At 70.9% G+C, this 16,936-nt stretch carries 16 protein-coding genes and 1 tRNA gene; 3 read left to right on the top strand and 14 right to left on the bottom strand.

The window, feature by feature from the left end:
- Positions 1–219 precede the first annotated feature (219 nt).
- A tRNA-Pro gene (locus GAS53_RS39140) sits at positions 220–293 on the bottom strand.
- A gap of 153 nt (positions 294–446) precedes the next feature.
- Between GAS53_RS39140 and GAS53_RS39135 the strand changes: the two genes are divergently transcribed.
- On the top strand, positions 447–1,160 hold the full coding sequence (locus tag GAS53_RS39135; protein ID WP_151482527.1) for a thiamine pyrophosphate-dependent enzyme: 714 nt from the start codon (positions 447–449) through the stop codon (positions 1,158–1,160).
- Between the two features lie 45 nt (positions 1,161–1,205).
- Positions 1,206–2,123 (top strand): transketolase family protein, encoded by a 918-nt coding sequence (locus GAS53_RS39130; RefSeq protein WP_151482526.1) that lies wholly within the window; start codon positions 1,206–1,208, stop codon positions 2,121–2,123.
- A gap of 61 nt (positions 2,124–2,184) precedes the next feature.
- Here the strand turns inward: GAS53_RS39130 and GAS53_RS39125 are convergent, their stop codons facing one another.
- From GAS53_RS39125 to GAS53_RS39090, 8 genes are all read right to left on the bottom strand, one after another.
- Entirely contained in the window at positions 2,185–3,465 is a 1,281-nt protein-coding gene (locus tag GAS53_RS39125) for an MFS transporter (protein WP_151482525.1), read from the bottom strand.
- Positions 3,466–3,771: 306 nt separating this feature from the next.
- Positions 3,772–4,131 (bottom strand): MmcQ/YjbR family DNA-binding protein, encoded by a 360-nt coding sequence (locus GAS53_RS39120; RefSeq protein ID WP_151482524.1) that lies wholly within the window; start codon positions 4,129–4,131, stop codon positions 3,772–3,774.
- A gap of 30 nt (positions 4,132–4,161) precedes the next feature.
- Positions 4,162–4,710, bottom strand: a complete 549-nt coding sequence (locus tag GAS53_RS39115) for a GNAT family N-acetyltransferase (RefSeq protein WP_151482523.1) — start codon at positions 4,708–4,710, stop codon at positions 4,162–4,164.
- Complete coding sequence (locus GAS53_RS39110) at positions 4,707–5,303, bottom strand: helix-turn-helix domain-containing protein (RefSeq protein ID WP_151482522.1); 597 nt, start codon at positions 5,301–5,303, stop codon at positions 4,707–4,709. The genes GAS53_RS39115 and GAS53_RS39110 overlap by 4 nt, the downstream gene beginning before the upstream one ends.
- A gap of 78 nt (positions 5,304–5,381) precedes the next feature.
- Positions 5,382–6,287 (bottom strand): LysR family transcriptional regulator, encoded by a 906-nt coding sequence (locus tag GAS53_RS39105; protein ID WP_151482521.1) that lies wholly within the window; start codon positions 6,285–6,287, stop codon positions 5,382–5,384.
- A gap of 61 nt (positions 6,288–6,348) precedes the next feature.
- Positions 6,349–7,542 carry a glycine C-acetyltransferase gene (locus GAS53_RS39100; RefSeq protein ID WP_151482520.1) on the bottom strand — a complete coding sequence of 398 codons (1,194 nt, stop codon included), beginning with the start codon at positions 7,540–7,542 and terminating at the stop codon, positions 6,349–6,351.
- A gap of 76 nt (positions 7,543–7,618) precedes the next feature.
- Entirely contained in the window at positions 7,619–8,647 is a 1,029-nt protein-coding gene (gene tdh / locus GAS53_RS39095) for an L-threonine 3-dehydrogenase (protein WP_151482519.1), read from the bottom strand.
- A gap of 240 nt (positions 8,648–8,887) precedes the next feature.
- Positions 8,888–10,072 carry a Gfo/Idh/MocA family protein gene (locus tag GAS53_RS39090; RefSeq protein WP_151482518.1) on the bottom strand — a complete coding sequence of 395 codons (1,185 nt, stop codon included), beginning with the start codon at positions 10,070–10,072 and terminating at the stop codon, positions 8,888–8,890.
- Between the two features lie 309 nt (positions 10,073–10,381).
- On the opposite strand from GAS53_RS39090, the gene GAS53_RS39085 reads away from it, so the two are divergent.
- A complete protein-coding gene (locus GAS53_RS39085) occupies positions 10,382–12,265 on the top strand; it encodes a DUF2264 domain-containing protein (RefSeq protein WP_151482517.1) in 1,884 nt (627 codons plus the stop codon).
- 46 nt (positions 12,266–12,311) lie between these two features.
- Here GAS53_RS39085 and GAS53_RS39080 read toward each other — a convergent pair whose 3' ends face one another.
- The 5 genes from GAS53_RS39080 to GAS53_RS39060 all read right to left on the bottom strand — a co-directional run bounded on the left by GAS53_RS39080 (position 12,312) and on the right by GAS53_RS39060 (position 16,695).
- Positions 12,312–12,905, bottom strand: a complete 594-nt coding sequence (locus GAS53_RS39080) for a GAF domain-containing protein (RefSeq protein WP_151482516.1) — start codon at positions 12,903–12,905, stop codon at positions 12,312–12,314.
- Entirely contained in the window at positions 12,902–13,501 is a 600-nt protein-coding gene (locus GAS53_RS39075; RefSeq protein ID WP_151482515.1) for a GTP-binding protein, read from the bottom strand. The genes GAS53_RS39080 and GAS53_RS39075 overlap by 4 nt, the downstream gene beginning before the upstream one ends.
- On the bottom strand, positions 13,479–13,850 hold the full coding sequence (locus tag GAS53_RS39070) for a DUF742 domain-containing protein (protein WP_151482514.1): 372 nt from the start codon (positions 13,848–13,850) through the stop codon (positions 13,479–13,481). The genes GAS53_RS39075 and GAS53_RS39070 overlap by 23 nt, the downstream gene beginning before the upstream one ends.
- Positions 13,851–13,852: 2 nt before the next feature.
- Entirely contained in the window at positions 13,853–14,287 is a 435-nt protein-coding gene (locus GAS53_RS39065; protein ID WP_151482513.1) for a roadblock/LC7 domain-containing protein, read from the bottom strand.
- Between the two features lie 65 nt (positions 14,288–14,352).
- A complete protein-coding gene (locus GAS53_RS39060) occupies positions 14,353–16,695 on the bottom strand; it encodes an ATP-binding protein (protein ID WP_151482512.1) in 2,343 nt (780 codons plus the stop codon).
- Positions 16,696–16,936: the final 241 nt, after the last annotated feature.

Genomic DNA, 16,936 nt, shown 5'->3' with positions numbered 1-16,936 from the left:
CGGATCGTTCCCCGACCGCAGTGAGCGGTCCCAGTCGAGCAGGAAGCACGACCAGGTCGTCGACAGCCCTGCAGTGATCTTGTCCGGGTCCGGCAGCGGCATCCTCGCAAACCTCCGAGTAAAGGCGCCTATGAGCGGCGTGCTCAACCTCGAAGACCGGAAACGACCCATACGAAAAGGGTCCCCGCAGGTGCTTACCTGCGAAGACCCTTCACACTGTCGGGACGACAGGATTTGAACCTGCGACCCCTTGACCCCCAGTCAAGTGCGCTACCAAGCTGCGCCACGTCCCGATGCCCGTTGTGACCTGGGGTTTCCCCTGGCTGAACGTGCACGGAAACAATACCGCACTCGGGTCGGTGGTCGCGCACTCGTTTTGTCCCGGTGATACACCTCGACGACCATCGCTTGACCTCAAGTTTGATTGAGGTTGCACGATCGTTGACATGACGACAGAAGCGGTGAAACGCCGAAACGAGTATGACGGGTATGCGGACCTGCCGGGCCTGATGGGGCTGATGAGCGGGGACGAGAAGCACGGGCCGGCGGCGACGTCCACGCTCGACGCGCTCTGGGTGCTCTACGACCGGGTGCTGCGGGTCACGCCGGAGCGGGCGGACGATCCGGCGCGGGACCGGTTCCTGCTGTCCAAGGGGCACGGGCCGATGGCGTACTACGCGGTGCTCGCCGCCAAGGGCTTCGTACCGGTGGACTGGCTGCCGGAATTCGGCTCGTACGACTCGCCGCTCGGCCACCATCCGGATCGCGTGCTCGTGCCGGGCGCAGAGATCGGCAGCGGGTCGCTCGGACACGGGCTGCCGATCGCGGTCGGGACTGCGCTGGGGCTGCAAGCCCAGGGGTTGTACGACCCCCGCGTGTGGGTGCTGGTCGGCGACGCCGAACTGGACGAGGGCAGCAACCACGAGGCGATCGCGTACGCCGGTCCCGCCGGCCTGGACCGACTGCACACCGTCGTGATCGACAACTCCTCCGCCAGTTACGCGCTGCCCGGAGGGATCGCCGCGCGATTCGAGGCCGCCGGCTGGTCCGCCGAGACCGTCGACGGGCGGGACCACGAGGCCCTGTACGCCGCGTTCACCGCGCCTCATCCGGGGCGTCCGCGTGTGGTCGTCGCCCGGGTCGAGCCGAAGGACGCCTGAGGCGCGTCAGTCCACTCTCTCCCATCTCCCGAAGGGTTTATCCACATGGACACCATGCGTGACCGCTTCGCCCCCGTCGTGTCGCGGCTGCTCGAGGAGGATCCGCGCGTCGCGGTCGTCCTCGCCGAGATCGGTCTGGCCGGTTTCGAAGAGGCCCAGCACCGGCATCCGGACCGCGTGATCAACGTCGGCATCCGCGAGCAACTACTCATCGGGGCGGGCGCGGGTCTGGCGCTGACCGGGCTGCGGCCCGTGGTGCACACCTTCGCCAGCTTCCTGGTCGAGCGGCCCTTCGAGCAGGTCAAGCTCGACCTCGGGCACCAGGACGTGGGCGCGGTGCTGGTCAGCGCCTCCGCGTCGTTCGACTGGCCCGCGGGCGGCTACACCCACATGGCACCCGGCGATGTCGCCCTGCTCGACACGCTCGACGGCTGGACCGTGCACGTCCCGGGCCACCCGGACGAGGCCGAGACCCTGCTGCGGCACGCCGTCGCGGCCGGCGACGACAAGGTGTACGTACGCCTGTCCGAGCAGTCCAACGCCGAGGCCCTCGCCGTCGACGGCACACGGTTCCTCACCGTCCGCGAGGGGCGGGCCGGTGTGGTCGTGGCGGTCGGGCCGATGCTCGACGAGGTGCTCGATGCCACCGAGGGGCTCGGCGTCACCGTGCTGTACGCGACGACCGTGCGCCCCTTCGACTCGGCCGCCCTGCGCCGGGCCACGGAGGCGGCCGGTACCGATGTCGTCCTCGTCGAGCCGTATCTGGCAGGCACGTCGACGGCCGTCGCGAACGACGCCCTCGCGGACCTCCCCCATCGCGTACTCGGCCTGGGTGTCGGCCGCCGCGAACTGCGCCGTTATGGCCTGATCGAGGAGCACGTGACCGCGCACGGCCTGGACGCGGGGGCGTTGAGGGCGCGGATCGGTGAGTTCCTGGGACAGCGGGCACGGGTGCGGGTGTGAGTCGTCGTCGCGCCTTCGGACCGGCGAGGCAGAGGGCTCTTCGGGCTCCTTGACCTGAGCTTCAGCTCTTTCCTCCGGCGCGCGTCGGCCGACGTGTCCCCGCCGTCCCGTGCGGCAGCGACGCGGGTGCGTCGGCCCGCACCAGCCCCCGTATCGCCGGCACCGACAGCAGCGCCGTCGCCACGACGAGCGTCATGACGCCCGCCGCGAGGAGGACGTGGTCCGCGCCCAGGGCCGCCGCGGCCGGGCCGGCGAGAGCCTGGCCGACCGGCATCATCGCGAGGGAGCCGGCGACGTCGTAGGCGTGGATGCGGTTGAGGACATCGGGCGGGACCTGGGTCTGCACGCTGGTCGCCCACATGACGCCCCAGAAGGACATGCCTGCGCCCGCTATCGCCGAACCGGCCGCCATCGCCGCCACGCCGAAGCCCGCTCCGACGGCTGCCGGGAAGCAGGCGAAGGCGAAGAGTGCGAGCGAACCCGCGCGGAGCATGCGGCGGGGGCGCAGCCGCAGTGCGATCAGGCCGCCTATGACGGTGCCCGCGCCGAGGGCGGAGTTGATCAGGCCGTAGGCGCGCGGGCCGTGCTCTTGGATGGCCTCAGTCGCGACCAGCGGGACGACCGGGCCCGACACGGCGATCATCCAGACGCACCAGATGGCGATGACGCTCCACAGCCATGTCCTGGATCTGAACTCCCGCCAGCCCTGGGCGAGATCGGCCCCGAAGCCGTTGCTGCGGGCCCGGCTGTCGGGATGGACCGGAGGCAGTCGGAGCAGGAGGAGGCACAGGGCGCTCAGGGCGTACGTCGCCGCGTGGGCCGCGAAGACGCCGCCGGGTGAGGCGAAGGCGACCAGCAGGCCGGCGAGCGCGGGGCCTGCGAGCTGGGCCGTGGACTCAGCGACCCGTATCGCGCCGTTCGCCGCCTGGACGTCGGTGGCGAGTCGAGGCACCGTACTGGCGACGCCGGGCTGGAAGATCGCGGCCGCCGCGCCGTTGACCGCGCCGATCACGCAGATCTGCCAGAGCACCACATGGCCGCTGAAGAACAACACGGCGGCCACGGACTGGGTGCCGAGCCGCACCACATCGGCACCGATCATCAGCAGACGGGTATTGAACCGGTCGGCGAAGACCCCGCCGAAGATCACCAGGCCCGCGAAGCAGGCGGCTGACGCGGCCATGGCCAGGCCTACCGCCCCCACCCCGTAACCGTGCTGCAGCAGTCCCGCCGCCAGCGCCACCGGCAACATCGTGTCGCCCAGCTTGGCGACGGCCCGCGCGGCGAAGAACAGCCCGAAGTCACGCGACCAGACCCGTCGGGAACCGGCCCCGGCGCTCATGCCACCGCCATCACCACCATCACCGGCTTCGCCGTCCACCCCGGGACGACCGGCACCGGCGCCCAGACCACTGGTACTGGCACTGGCACCGCCGGCAGCACCTCGGTGGCGGCCAGCGGCCCCCGCACCCGCCCCCTCCTCCGACGGCGGCACCCCGCGCGACGACTCCCCGGACATCCCGGCCCCACCCCTCCCCTACCGGCCTCTCGAAGATCCTTCAGCAATCCCCAACAGGACCACGGCACCCTCCCGCACCGCGCTCCCCACCCGCATTCGGATCATGTCACCCGGCACTGACAACGCCCCTCAGTCGGCTGCCGGAAGCCCCAACTCCGGGTAGGACTCCAGCAGTCGGGTCGGAGCCGCCTGCCGCCAGGAGTCCGCGAGGATGTCACGCAGCTCGTCCCCGTCCTCGATCACCGCGAGCCGCACGCGGACCCAGGCGAAACCCGCCTCATGGTCGGCGATCCAGAACTTCTCGGGCTCCGCCAGGACCAGTTCGTCGCGCTCCTCCTTCGGGCAGCGGACAGCGATGGAGGTCTCGTCCTCGGGCAGCGTGGCGAACATCTTCCCCGCGACGCGAAAGGTGGGCATGCTCCAGGCGATCTTCTCCGTCGTGTCCGGCAGAGAGAGACAGATTCGGCGTACGTCTTCGGCATCCTGCATAGAACGAACCGTAGCCAGTCCCACTGACAATCACCTGCTGAGAGCCGGTTCCGAAGCCTCGCCCACCGCCACGTACTTGTAGAAGATCGTCGTCGGCCGCAGCACACCCGAAGGCGTCCTCGCGTAGTCGGGGATGACGCCTGCCCGCGTCCAACCCGCCGACCGGTAGAGGGACTCGGCCGGGCTGTCCGTCTCGGTGTCGAGGTTGAGCAGAGTCACGCCCGCCTCGGCGGCCGCGTGTTCGGCCGTGGCGAGCAGCGCACGCCCTAGGCCCCGTCCTCGCCCCTCCCTGTGCACCATCAGCTTCACCACCTCGGCGCGGTGACGGCTGTTGGGCTTGTCCGGGAAAGCCAGACTCACGGTGCCGACGATCCGGCCCTCCGCGTACGCGACCCACACCGCGAGGCCACCCTCCGAGAGCGCGGCCGCCCGACCCCGCCACCAGCCGACGGCGGCGTCGCGGTCGAGCGGGCTGAGAAATCCGACCGACGCTCCCCCATTGACGGTGTCTGTCAGCAGATCGGCCAACTCCTCGATGAATTCGAGGAGTTGATCGGCCGTCAGTCGTATGACAGTCATGGCAGCACCACCACCAGCGCGTAGCGCGCGTCCTGCGGGCCGGGGCATCGGAACCGCGTCGACCCCCACACCCGCAACCGCAGACAGTCACCCGTGTCGAGCCGGTGCTCGGCGTCCTGGGCGGTGACCTCCAGCCGTCCGTCGAGCACCCAGATGTGCTGTTCGAGGCCGGGCACGGGAGGCCGGTCGTAGGCGATGTCGGCGCCGGCCGCGAGCTGTCCCTCGACGAGTTCGCCGCGCAGTCCGGCGTGCGGCGGGGACACCGACCGGCGTACGAATCCGGAGGTCCTGTCCTCCCATACGGCCTGTTCGGCGACCCGTACCAGCAGGGCGGGCTCCGCCTCGACCTCGCTGAGCAGCTGCGACATGGTGCGGCCGTATACAGCGCACAGGCGGTTCAGGAGCGAGGCCGTGGGGCTGATCTCCGCACGCTCGGCCCGGGAGAGGGTCGAGCGGCTCACTCCGCTGCGCTCCGCCAACTCGCCCAGGGACCATCCCCGTTCGGCCCGCAGTTCGGCCAGCCGCGCGCCGAGCCGGGTATCGACGGGGTCCGGTCCGGTGCCATCCGGGTCAGCGTCTCCATCGCGTTTCATATCCGGGATGCTATCCCAAATCAGAGACGCACTGGGAGCCGGGACGTGCCGAAGGCGAGACGTGCCTAGCGTGAGACTTCACGTCACCGGCGCAGCCTCCCCCAGCGCCTCCAGCACCGGCCGGATCAGCGGGTGCCCCTCGGCGCCTCGGCGTACGGCAGCGAAGACCCGGCGCGTGGGCGCGACGCCGTCGACGGGGCGTACGACCACGCCCGCGAGATCCATGCCGCGCAGGGCCGAGCGCGGCACCAGAGCGACCCCCGCGTCGGCCGACGCGAGCGCGACGACCGCGCGGAAGTCGTCCGAGGAGTGCTCGAGCCGGGGCTGGAATCCGGCATGCTCGCAGGCCAGGACCACCACGTCGTGGCAGGGGTTTCCGGGGTACGGGCCGATCCACGGGTCCTTGGCCAGCTCGGCGAGCGGCACCTCCGTACGGTCGGCGAGGCGATGGGTCACCGGGACGACGGCATCGAACGGTTCGGCGTACAGCGGGATGTGCGCGAGGCGGGGGTCGTCCGCGTCCGGGGCGCCCCGATACTCGACGGCGACCGCCACGTCGACCTGCCGGTCGAGCACCATCGGCAGGCTGGCGTCGCCCTCGGCGTCCTGGACCCGGATGCGGATGCCGGGCGCCGTCCGGGCGAGCCGGGCCACGGCGGGGGCGACGACCAGGCCGATGCCGGTCGCGAAGGAGGCGACGGTGACCGTGCCTGCCGAGCCCGAGCTGTATGCGGCGAGCTCGGCCTCGGCCCGTTCCAGCTGGGCGAGTACCGCGTTGGTGTGGCTGAGCAGGATCTCGCCGGCGGGAGTCAGCCGTACGCCCCGGGCACCGCGCTCGACCAGCCGGTGGCCCGTCTCCTGTTCCAGGGCCGTCAGCTGCTGGGAGACCGCGGAGGGCGTGAGGTAGAGCGCGGCGGCCGCGGCTGTCACCGTACGGTGGTCCGCCACCGCACGGAGGATGTGGAGCCGCCGCGCTTCGATCATGTGACCGATTCTCTCAAAGGTTCGCCTTCGTCCTGCTCAGGGCTACGGCTTCACCGCGTGCTCAGGCCTCCAGCTCCGCACGGGCCGCCACGAAGGCGTCCACGGCCCGGTTCACGTCCTCGGTCGAGTGCGCGGCGGACAGCTGGACGCGGATCCGGGCCTGGCCCTGCGGGACCACCGGGTAGGAGAAGCCGATCACGTACACGCCGCGCTCCAGGAGCAGCTCAGCCATGCGGCCTGCGACGGTCGCGTCACCGATCATGACGGGGGCGATCGAGTGGTCTCCCGGAAGGATGTCGAAGCCCTCCTCGGTCATCCGGGAGCGGAACAGCGCGGTGTTCGCGGCGAGCCGCTCGCGCAGGTCGCCCGCCGACTCCAGCAGGTCCAGGACCTTGAGCGAGGCGGCGGCGATCACCGGGGCGAGGGTGTTCGAGAAAAGGTACGGGCGCGAGCGCTGGCGCAGCAGCGCGACGATCTCGGCACGGGCGGCGACGTAACCGCCGGACGCACCGCCGAGCGCCTTGCCGAGCGTGCCGGTGATGATGTCGACGCGGTCCATGACGCCGTGCAGTTCGGGGGTGCCGCGGCCGCCGGGGCCGACGAAGCCGACGGCGTGCGAGTCGTCGACCATGACCATCGCGTCGTAGCGGTCGGCGAGGTCGCAGATCTCGCGCAGCGGGGCCACGTATCCGTCCATGGAGAAGACGCCGTCGGTGACGATCAGCCTGCGGCGGGCACCCGCCGCCTCCTTCAACTGCCGCTCCAGGTCCGCGAGATCGCGGTTGGCGTAGCGGAATCGGCGGGCCTTCGAGAGGCGGATGCCGTCGATGATCGAAGCGTGGTTGAGGGCGTCGGAGATCACCGCGTCCTCCTCGCCGAGGAGGGTCTCGAAGACTCCGCCGTTGGCGTCGAAGCAGGAGGAGTAGAGGATCGTGTCCTCCTGGCCGAGGAACGCGGACAGGCGCTGTTCCAGCTCCTTGTGCACCTCCTGCGTACCGCAGATGAAGCGCACGGAGGCCATGCCGTAGCCCCAGCGGTCGAGGGCGTCGTGCGCGGCGGCGATGACCTCGGGGTGGTCGGCGAGGCCGAGGTAGTTGTTCGCGCAGAAGTTGAGGACCTCGCCGGGGCGGCCGCCCGCGGTGACGCTCACCGTCGCGGACTGCGGGGTGCCGATGACCCGCTCGGGCTTGTGCAGTCCGGCGGCGCGGATCTCGTCGAGGGTGGTGCGGAGGTCGTCGCGTACGGAGTCGAACATGAAGGGCTCCTAGAAGGTGCTCACGCAGTACGGGAGGGGTGCTTGAGCGCTGAGGGGCATACGCAGCCCAGGGGGCTTACGCATTCCAGTCGAGGATCACTTTTCCGCCGCGGCCGCTCGCCGCGTCGGCGAACGCCGCCTCGTAGTCGCGGTGGTCGTAACGGCCGGTGATCACGGGCGCGAGGTCGAGGCCGCCTTCGAGGAGGACCGACATCGCGTACCAGGTCTCGAACATCTCACGGCCGTAGATGCCCTTGATCGTGATCATGGAGGTGACGATCCGGGACCAGTCGACGGCGAACTCGTCGGACGGCAGGCCGAGCATGGCGATCTTTCCGCCGTGCGTCATGTTGGCGAGCATGTCGCGCATCGCGACGGGGTTGCCGGACATCTCCAGGCCGACGTCGAATCCCTCGCGCAGGCCGAGCGCCCGCTGCCCCTCGGCGATGGTCGACTCGGCGACATTGAGCGCGAGGCTGACGCCGACCTTGCGGGCCAGTTCCAGGCGGTCCTCGCTGACGTCCGTCACCACCACGTGCCGGGCGCCGGCGTGCTTGGCGACGGCGGCGGCCATCAGACCGATCGGGCCCGCACCGGTGATCAGTACGTCCTCGCCGACCAGCGGGAACGAGAGTGCCGTGTGGACCGCGTTGCCGAACGGGTCGAAGATCGCGGCGACGTCGAGGTCGACGGGAACGCGGTGCACCCACACGTTGGACGCGGGCAGGGCGACGTACTCGGCGAACGCGCCGTCGCGGCCGACGCCGAGCCCCACCGTGGCGCGGCAGAGGTGACGCCGTCCGGCCTGGCAGTTGCGGCACTTTCCGCAGACGAGGTGGCCCTCGCCGCTGACCCGGTCGCCCACGGCGATGTCGCCGGCGTCACGGCCCGTTTCGACGACCTCGCCGACGAACTCGTGGCCGACCACGAGCGGGGTCCTGATCGCCTGCTGCGCCCAGCCGTCCCAGTTGCGGATGTGCAGGTCGGTGCCGCAGATCCCGGTCCTGAGGACCTTGATCAGCACATCGCCGGGGCCGACGACCGGCTCCGGTACGTCCATGAGCCGGAGCCCAGGCTCCGCCTTCTCCTTGACCAGCGCCTTCAACAGGGCTCCCGGGTACGAGGGTCCCGGGCCAGGGCATACCGAAGGAAGCCCCGGCCCGGGGTGAGGGGTGGCGTCGTGGCAGGGCATGGCGGGTGGGCCATGCGGGAGCGCCTCTCAGCGGCTGCGGCGCCCTCTGCCGACGCAGAGCAATCTGCCCTACGGCGCAGCCCCGGTCCATCGAGGTTTTCTTAAGCTCCGCCGCAGCTTTCCTTCACACCCCGCTCCGCTCTCCCAGAACCGTCAGCGTGTCTGCCCCCTCTCGAAGTACGCGACCAGCTCCGCGTCCAGCGGCGGCACCTCGAACGGAACGCCTCCGCCACGCAGCGACTCGGTGGCCCGGAACCCCGCCGCCACCGCCATCCGCGCGGCCACCGGAGACGTGTCGGTGCGCCCTCCCTCCCGTACGAACCGCACGAACTCGTCGATCAGCAGCGGATCCGCGCCCCCGTGCTCGGCGTCCTGCGCCACGTCCGGCACCGGATACTCGGCGTCGGCCTCGGCGCGGTATCCGGAGCGGCGGGCGTTCCACACCTTCACCACTCCGCCGGGCCCGTCCCCGAAGTTCTCCAGGCGGCCGGCGTCGCCGATGACGGTGTAGTTGCGCCAGTAGTCGGGGGTGAAGTGGCACTGCTGGTAGGCGGCCAACACCCCGTTGTCCAGGCGCAGGTTGACGACCGACACGTCCTCGACGTCGATGACGGGGTTAAGGGCCCGCTGGGTGTGCGGCGGCCAGTGGCCGTCCTCCGTGTACCAGTCGTCGGTCTTCGGCTCGCCCGGCGCCCGGCGGTGCGGACTGCCGCCGTACACCATCAACTCGCCGAACGCCTGCACCTGCCGTGTGTATCCGCCCGCCAGCCAGTGCATTACGTCGATGTCGTGGGCGCCTTTCTGCAGCAACAGGCCTGTGGTGTAACGGCGTTCGGCGTGCCAGTCCTTGAAGTACCAGTCGCCTCCGTAGCCGACGAAGTGCCGTACCCACACCGTTTTGACCGTGCCTATGTCGCCGCTCCGGACGAGGTCACGCATCAGCCGGATCACCGGCATGTGGCGCATGTTGTGCCCGACGTACAGCCGGGTGCCCGTCTCGAAGGCCGTGCGCAGGATGAGATCGCACCGCTCGATGGTGATGTCGAGGGGCTTCTCGACGAAGACGGCCTTGCCCGCGCGCAGGGCCTCGCAGGCGATGTCGGCGTGGGTGTGGTCGGGAGTGAGGACGAGCACTGCGTCGACGTCCGGGTCGTCTATGACCTTGCGGTGGTCGTCGACGGTACGGGCGCCGGGGATGTGGTCGGCGGCGCGGTCCCGCAGCGCCGGGTCGTGGTCGGCGACGACGGTCACGCGGGAGCCCTGGCCGGGCCGGTGGGCGATGCGCGCGAGCGAGCCGCGCAGGCCGTGGCCGAGGGCGCCGAGACGCAGGTCGGTCATGAGCTGCCTTCCCGTTCGGTGACGAGGAATCGAGCAGGGGCCGGGCCGTTGGCACTCCGCCAGGGGCAGCCGGGGCGGGGCTGACCTCTGCCGGGGTCAACTTCCCATCGGGCGACGGGTATCGCGAGGGCGCCGAGGACCCGGCACGTACGAACAGGCTCCGCGCGTACGCACACGTCCCGCCACGTACGAACGAACGGGTTTCTCGGCGCACGAATCCGGCTCAATTGATCTATCGGCGGCAACCAGCCGTATCCCTCCTAAGAAACCTGGAATCGCACCCGGCAACCGAGGAGTCGGAACCCTGCCATGCCCGCACCCCACCTGGCCCTGCCACCCACCGACCACGTCCTGTCGCCGCGCACCGGCTGGACGCGGGCGCACTGGGAGGCCCTCGCCGACCGGCAGTTGGAAGCCCTGGTCCCGTACGCGACGCCGGGCCTCGCGCAGTACCGGCTGCCCGGCCGGACCTCCTGGTCGGGTGTGGTGTCGGACGGCCTCGAAGGGTTCGCTCGGTCATTTCTGCTGGCCTCCTTCCGGATCGCCGGTGCGCGGGGCGACGTCGATCCCCGTCTCCTTGAACGCTACGCGCGGGGTCTGACAACGGGCACCGACCGGGACAGCGGCGAGGCCTGGCCCGAACTCACCGACTGCTCCCAGCAGATGGCGGAGGCTGCCTCGATCGCCGTCGGCCTGCACGAGACCCGCCCCTGGATCTGGGACCGTCTGGACGGCGAGGTGCGCGAGCGGATCGTGGACTGGCTGTGGGGCTTCGTGGGCCGCCGCACCCCGGACAACCACTGCCGCCTCTACCAGGTGGTGGCCGAGCAGTTCCTGGCCTCGGTCGGCGCGCCCTACCGGCAGGACGACATCGACGCCGGGCTCGACCGCATCGAGGACTGGTACGCCGGCGACGGCTGGTACAGCGACGGCGAGGGCCGGAACTTCGACTACTACAACGGCTGGGCCATGCACCTGTACCCGCTGCTGTGGTGCCGGATGACCGGTGGCGAGGGCGGCGGCCGCGGCCGGGTCTACCGGGAGCGGCTCGCCCAATTCCTCGCCGTGTACCCGCGGTTCTTCGCCGCGGACGGCGCGCCGGTCCACCACGGCCGCTCCCTGACGTACCGTTTCGCCACCACGGCCCCGGTGTGGCTGGGCGCCCTCACCGGCTGTACGCCGCTGGCGCCGGGCCTCACCCGGCGGCTGGCGTCCGGCACGGTGCGGCACTTCGTGGAGCGCGGGGTGCCGGACGAGCGGGGGCTGCTGCCGCTCGGCTGGTACGGCACGTTCCTGCCGATGACCCAGCCGTACTCGGGGCCCGCGTCACCGTACTGGGCGAGCATGGGCTTCCTCGGGCTGCTGCTGCCTCCGGAGCATCCGGTGTGGGCGGCACGCGAACTGCCGCTTCCCGTCGAGGAGTCGGACCAGTACACCGCGCTCCCGGCCCCGGGCTGGCTGCTGCACGGTACGAAGCACGACGGCATCGTCCGCCTGGTCAACCACGGCAGCGACCACATCGCCCCGTCCGGGCCCGCCGAGGACGACCCCCACTACGCGAAGTTCGGCTACTCCACGGCGACCGCCCCCGAGGCGGGAGCGCACGCCTGGGAGCGGACCATCGATGGGCACATCGCGCTGGTCGCCCCGGACGGCACCACGTCACGCCGCCGCAGGATCGTTCCGCTGAGCTGCTCCGGGCGAACGGCGGCCTCCCGCTATGCCGCCCAACTGCCCGGCAGCGAAGAGGAGTTCCCGATCGAGACGACGAGTGTGCTGCGCGGCCCCTGGGAGATACGGGTGCACCGGGTACTCGCGCCGTCCGGCGTGACGGTCCGGGAGGGCGGTTACGCGGTCGCGGCCGAGAGCCGGCCCAGCGCGGAGCGGGGCCACGGCTGGGCGCTGGCCCGTACCGACAACGGGCTGACCAGCGTGGTGGTCGCGCTGCACGGCTGGGACGAGGACACGGGCATCGCGCGCGAGGTCGAGGCCAACGCCTTCGGCCCCCACTCGGCGACGCCGTACCTGCGGTGCGCGGCGGGCCGTCCGGCCGGCAGCGGTGTGTACGTCACGCTGCTCGCGCTGACGCGGGATTCCGTGCACCCCCAGGCGTTGCGGGAGTCGGTGTCCTGCGAGGTCGAGGGGCACGAGGTCCGGATCACGTTCCCCGAAGGGGACACAGTCTCGGTCTGACGGACCCCCATCGTGTCGGTCTGAGGGACTCGCATCAGAACTCGCATCAGAATCCGCCCTCCCGCAGCTCGATCTGCTCGACCAGCTCCGCCGCCATCGCCTTGATGGTGTCCAGGCCCGCCCGTCCCCACGGCCGGGGCTCGATGTCGGAGACACACACCGTGCCGAGCGCGATGCCCGTGCGGTCGATGAGCGGAGCGCCGAGGTAGGAGCGGATGCCGAACTCGTCGACGACCGGGTTGCCGGCGAAGCGGGGGTAGTCGCGGACGTCCTCCAGGACCAGCGCCTTGCGCCGGACCACCACATGGGGGCAGAAGCCGTAGTCCCGGGCCATATAGCGGCCGATCCTGTGTTCTACGGTTTCCCCATGGTCCGTACGGACATCGGTCGGCAGGTCGGCCGGGACACCGCCGTACGGGGTGTGCAGGCCGGCGAAGAACTGCCGCTCCTCGCCGATGAAGTTGACCATCGCGTACGGCGCTCCGGCGATCTCGGCGAGCCGGTGGGCGAAGGCGTCGAGGGCCGGTTCGGCGTGCTCTCCGAGACCGAGCACGCGCAACCTCCGCGTTCTGGCGGGGGCCTCCTTGTCCTCGGGGGTGAGCAGCAGCCGACCGGCCGGACGCGGCGGGTCGTACCTCATGTGTGGGCTCCGTGGCTGGGGGCGTGGGAGGGCGCGTGGGCGAGCAGGTGCCGGACGAGGGTCAGCAGCGTCTGGACACCCGAGCTGGAGATCCGGGCGTCGCAGCACACGACGGGGATCTCCGGGTCGAGGTCGATGGCAGACCGCACCTCTTCCGGGTCGTAGCGGAAGGCGCCGTCGAATTCGTTGACGGCGACGATGAACCCCAGGCCTCGCTGTTCGAAGAAGTCGACGGCGGCGAAGCAGTCCTCCAGTCGGCGGGTGTCGGCGAGGATGACCGCGCCGAGCGCGCCTTCGCAGAGCTCGTCCCACATGAACCAGAAGCGTTCCTGCCCGGGTGTGCCGAACAGGTACAGGACGTGTTCCGGATCGAGGGTGATGCGCCCGAAGTCCATCGCGACGGTCGTCTCGACCTTGTTCTCGATGCCGTCGAGATTGTCGGTCGCGGCGCTGACCGTGGTCAGGAGCTCCTCCGTGCTGAGCGGCGCGATCTCGCTCACCGCGCCGACGAAGGTGGTCTTGCCTACCCCGAAACCTCCCGCCACCAGGATCTTCAGCGCGGTGGGAAAGGGGTCAGAGCTGTCGTCGTAGTCCATCGAGCACTGCCTCCAGAAGAGACCGGTCAGTGGGGTTGTGGTGGAACGTCGGGGGCTTCGTGGACAGCGCCCCGCAGTCGACGAGGTCGGACAGCAGCACCTTCGTCACCGCCACGGGCAGCTTCAGATGCGCGGCGACCTCGGCGACCGAGACGGGGTCCCGGCACAGTTCGAGTGCCTGGGTGTGCTCGGGGCCGAGGTAACCAAGGGGGGTGGCTCCGGTGGCCATCACCTGCGACAGGAGGTCGAGCGCGGTACTCGGCCGGGTGCGGCCATTGCTGACCTGGTAGGGGCGTACAAGACGTCCGGCCGCATCATCGAGCCAAGGCCCGTCGCCGGCCGCGGCCACGTTCAAGGCCTCATCGCCGACGGTTCGACGGTGGCCTGCCTCGGGGCGGTCATCAGGTACGGGCGAACGCTCTTGACCAGCATCGCCATCTCGTAGCCGAGCACGGCCGCGTCGGCGTCGCGTCCGGCGAGCACGGCCAGGCAGGTGCCGGAGCCCGCGGTGGACACGAACAGCAGCGTGGAGTCCAGTTCGACGACGACCTGGCGCACGTCACCGCCGTCCCCGAAGCGGACGCCCGCGCTGCGCCCCAGGGAGTAGAGCCCGGAGGCCAGGGCCGCCATGTGGTCGGCGCTGTCGGGGTCGAGGCCGTGCACGGACTTCACCAGGCCGTCGCAGGAGAGCAGCACCGCGCTTCTGGTGTGCGGTACGCGCTGCACCAGGCCGCTCATCAGCCAGTCGAGATCGGATGCATGGCCGGTCGGCACATCGCTCGCCATGGGGGATCGACTCCTTGAAATACGAAGGTCTGCGGGAGCGGAAGTGTGGGTGGGGGTGGCGTGGTTCATCCGGCTGGTGTGCTCCCGTCGTGCCGGGCGGTGAGGTCATGACCGGGCGCGGGCGCCGTGTCGCGCCCGGCGTGCGCCTCGGGTTGTTCGTGCGCGGGGTGCGCTGTGTGCGCTTCGTCCACGGACGTTCCGTCCATGTGGACCGACTCCATGTGGACCGACTCCACGTGGGCCGACTCCATATGGGCCGAACGCAGGTGCCCGACGTCCCGCTGTGCCGCGTCCCTGTACTGGGCCTCGGCGAGCCCGATGCCGCGCTGGAACGCCGCCATCAGACCGGGGTCGTGACCGACGAGGAACTCGGTGTCCTGCCGGGGTGCGGGGCCGTCGCGCAGCTCGGGCACGATGTGTTCCTGGGCGCGCCGTCTGGGCAGTTGAGGCTTGCCCATGGTGCCGCGCACCGTGCCGTTGCGCGGGGTCGGGGGCTTGGTCGTGTTCTCCGTGACGAGCCGCCGATCGTCGGGGCGGATGCCGGGCACGGCCTCCGCCGGATTGGGCCGCACCTCGGCACCACGTACCGGAAGCGGCACCGGACCACCGCCGTCCACGACCGACCACCCGACCGGCGCGCTGTCCCGCTGCGGTCGCTCCGGCACGGCGGTCCTCGCGCCACGGGAGGGATGCGCCGTGTTCTCCTGACGCGGCACATGCGGTACGTCGATGGAGGCGCCCGGCACGACGCCCCGCCCGGGGATCGGCGTCCCGCGAGCCGGGGTCCCCTGCGCCGGCATGCCATGTGCAGGGGTGCCGTGTGCCGGGGTCCCCTGCGGGGGCGTGCCGTGCGCGGGAGTGCCATGTGCCGGGGTGCCATGTGCCGGCGTGCCATGCCCAGGAGTGTCCTGCCCTGGCGTCGCGTCCAGCGGCGTGCCATGCAGAGGCCCGCCATGTGCAGCCATGACGTGAGAAACCGCAGTCCCATTCCCCGGAACACCATGTGTCAGAGCGCCATGTGCCGAAGCACCATGTGCCGGAACCCCATGAGCCACAGCCCCATGGCCCGGAGCGCCCTGCCCTGCCGTCCCACGGGCCGGGGCACCCAGGCCCAACGCTCCGCCCGTCGTCGAAGGACCCCCTTCCGACGCCCCACTCCGCGACCGCGCGGTTCCCGTCCCGGCCCGTGTCTGCTGTTCCTCCTCGGCCCCGAGCAACGCCTGCGGCACAACGAGCACCGCCTGCACGCCGCCGTAGATATTGGTCTGCAGCCGAACCGCGATCCCGTGCCGCCGCGCGAGCTGCGAGACCACGAACAGCCCGATACGGCCGTCCTGCAACAGACTCGCCACGTTCACCTGGTCCGGATCGGCGAGCAGCGCGTTCATCTTGTGCTGCTCGGCCAGCGGCATACCGAGCCCGCGATCCTCGACCTCGACGGCGAGCCCCGAGGTCACGACGTTGGCCCGCAGCAGCACTTGGGTGTGCGGCGCCGAGAACACCGTGGCGTTCTCGACGAGTTCGGCCAGCAGATGGATCACGTCGGCGACGGCGTGCCCGCGCACCGTGCCGTCGACCGGGGGTACGAGTTTGACCCGCGAGTACTGCTCGACCTCGGCGATGGCGGAGCGCAGCACCTCGGTCATGGAGACCGGGTTGCTCCACTGCCGGCGCGAGACGGCGCCGCCGAGCACGGCGAGGTTCTCGGCGTGACGCCGGATGCGGGTGGCGAGGTGGTCGACGTGGAAGAGGCCCTTGAGCAGGTCCGGGTCCTCGATCTCGTTCTCCAGCTCGTCGAGGATCGAGATCTCGCGGTGCACGAGGGACTGCAGCCGCCGGGCCAGATTGACGAAGACCTCGACCTTCTGCTCGCTGCCCGCGTGGCTGGAGAGCTGGGAGGCCTGGACGACCGCGCTGACGGCGCCGTCGTGGGCGCGCGCCAGATCGTCGGCGAGCAGGTCGAAGTCGTCGGCGTCCGGGGCGGGTTGGCTGCGCGGGCGGCGCGCGGGCGGCCCGTCGCCCCGGCGCAGGGTCTCGACGAGGGTGCGCAGATCGGCCTGGCCGCGGGCGCTGGTGCGGCGCAGCGTGCCGATGCGCTCGCGTACGGACCTGGCTGCCCGGTTGGCGGCCACGGCGGCGATCACGATGCCCGAGAGGGCCACCGCGACGGCTCCGCCGAGCACGATCCACAGGGTGGGGCCCGGCCGTGCGGCGGTGGTGCGGACGATGAAGAGCACGGCGGCGCTGGCGCTGAGGGCCACCGCGATGGGCGGCAGGATCGCGAGACGGAGGAGCTGGGGTCGTATGTGCGTCTCGGGCAGCGTGGGGGCGGTGTGGGCGACCGGTCGCCCGTGGCGCCCGCCCTCGCGGCGGTCTGCGCGTGCGGCCGGTGCGCGAAGGTGAGACATCGACGTCCTCGTACTGGCTGGGGTGTCGGGCGTGGGGCTCCCGCGGGTCTGCGACTAGGGCATGCGCCATCGCTGCGCCGGTCGAGAGGGCCGACGAATTCGGCCCTGTGTCGCTCAGCGGCCACTCACAGTAGTCGCCACCGCATCATGCGCGGTGGGCAGTTGACAAAGTCCGGCGGCCGACGTCCCGCTCTGGTATGAGGGTTCGTACGACAGACCGATAAGCCCCTCGCACGCACGT

The sequence above is a fragment of the Streptomyces albicerus genome (assembly GCF_008905045.1).
GTDB lineage: Bacteria > Actinomycetota > Actinomycetes > Streptomycetales > Streptomycetaceae > Streptomyces > Streptomyces albicerus.
Note: the sequence above shows the minus strand (reverse complement) of the source record. Positions and strands in the feature narration are given on the sequence as shown.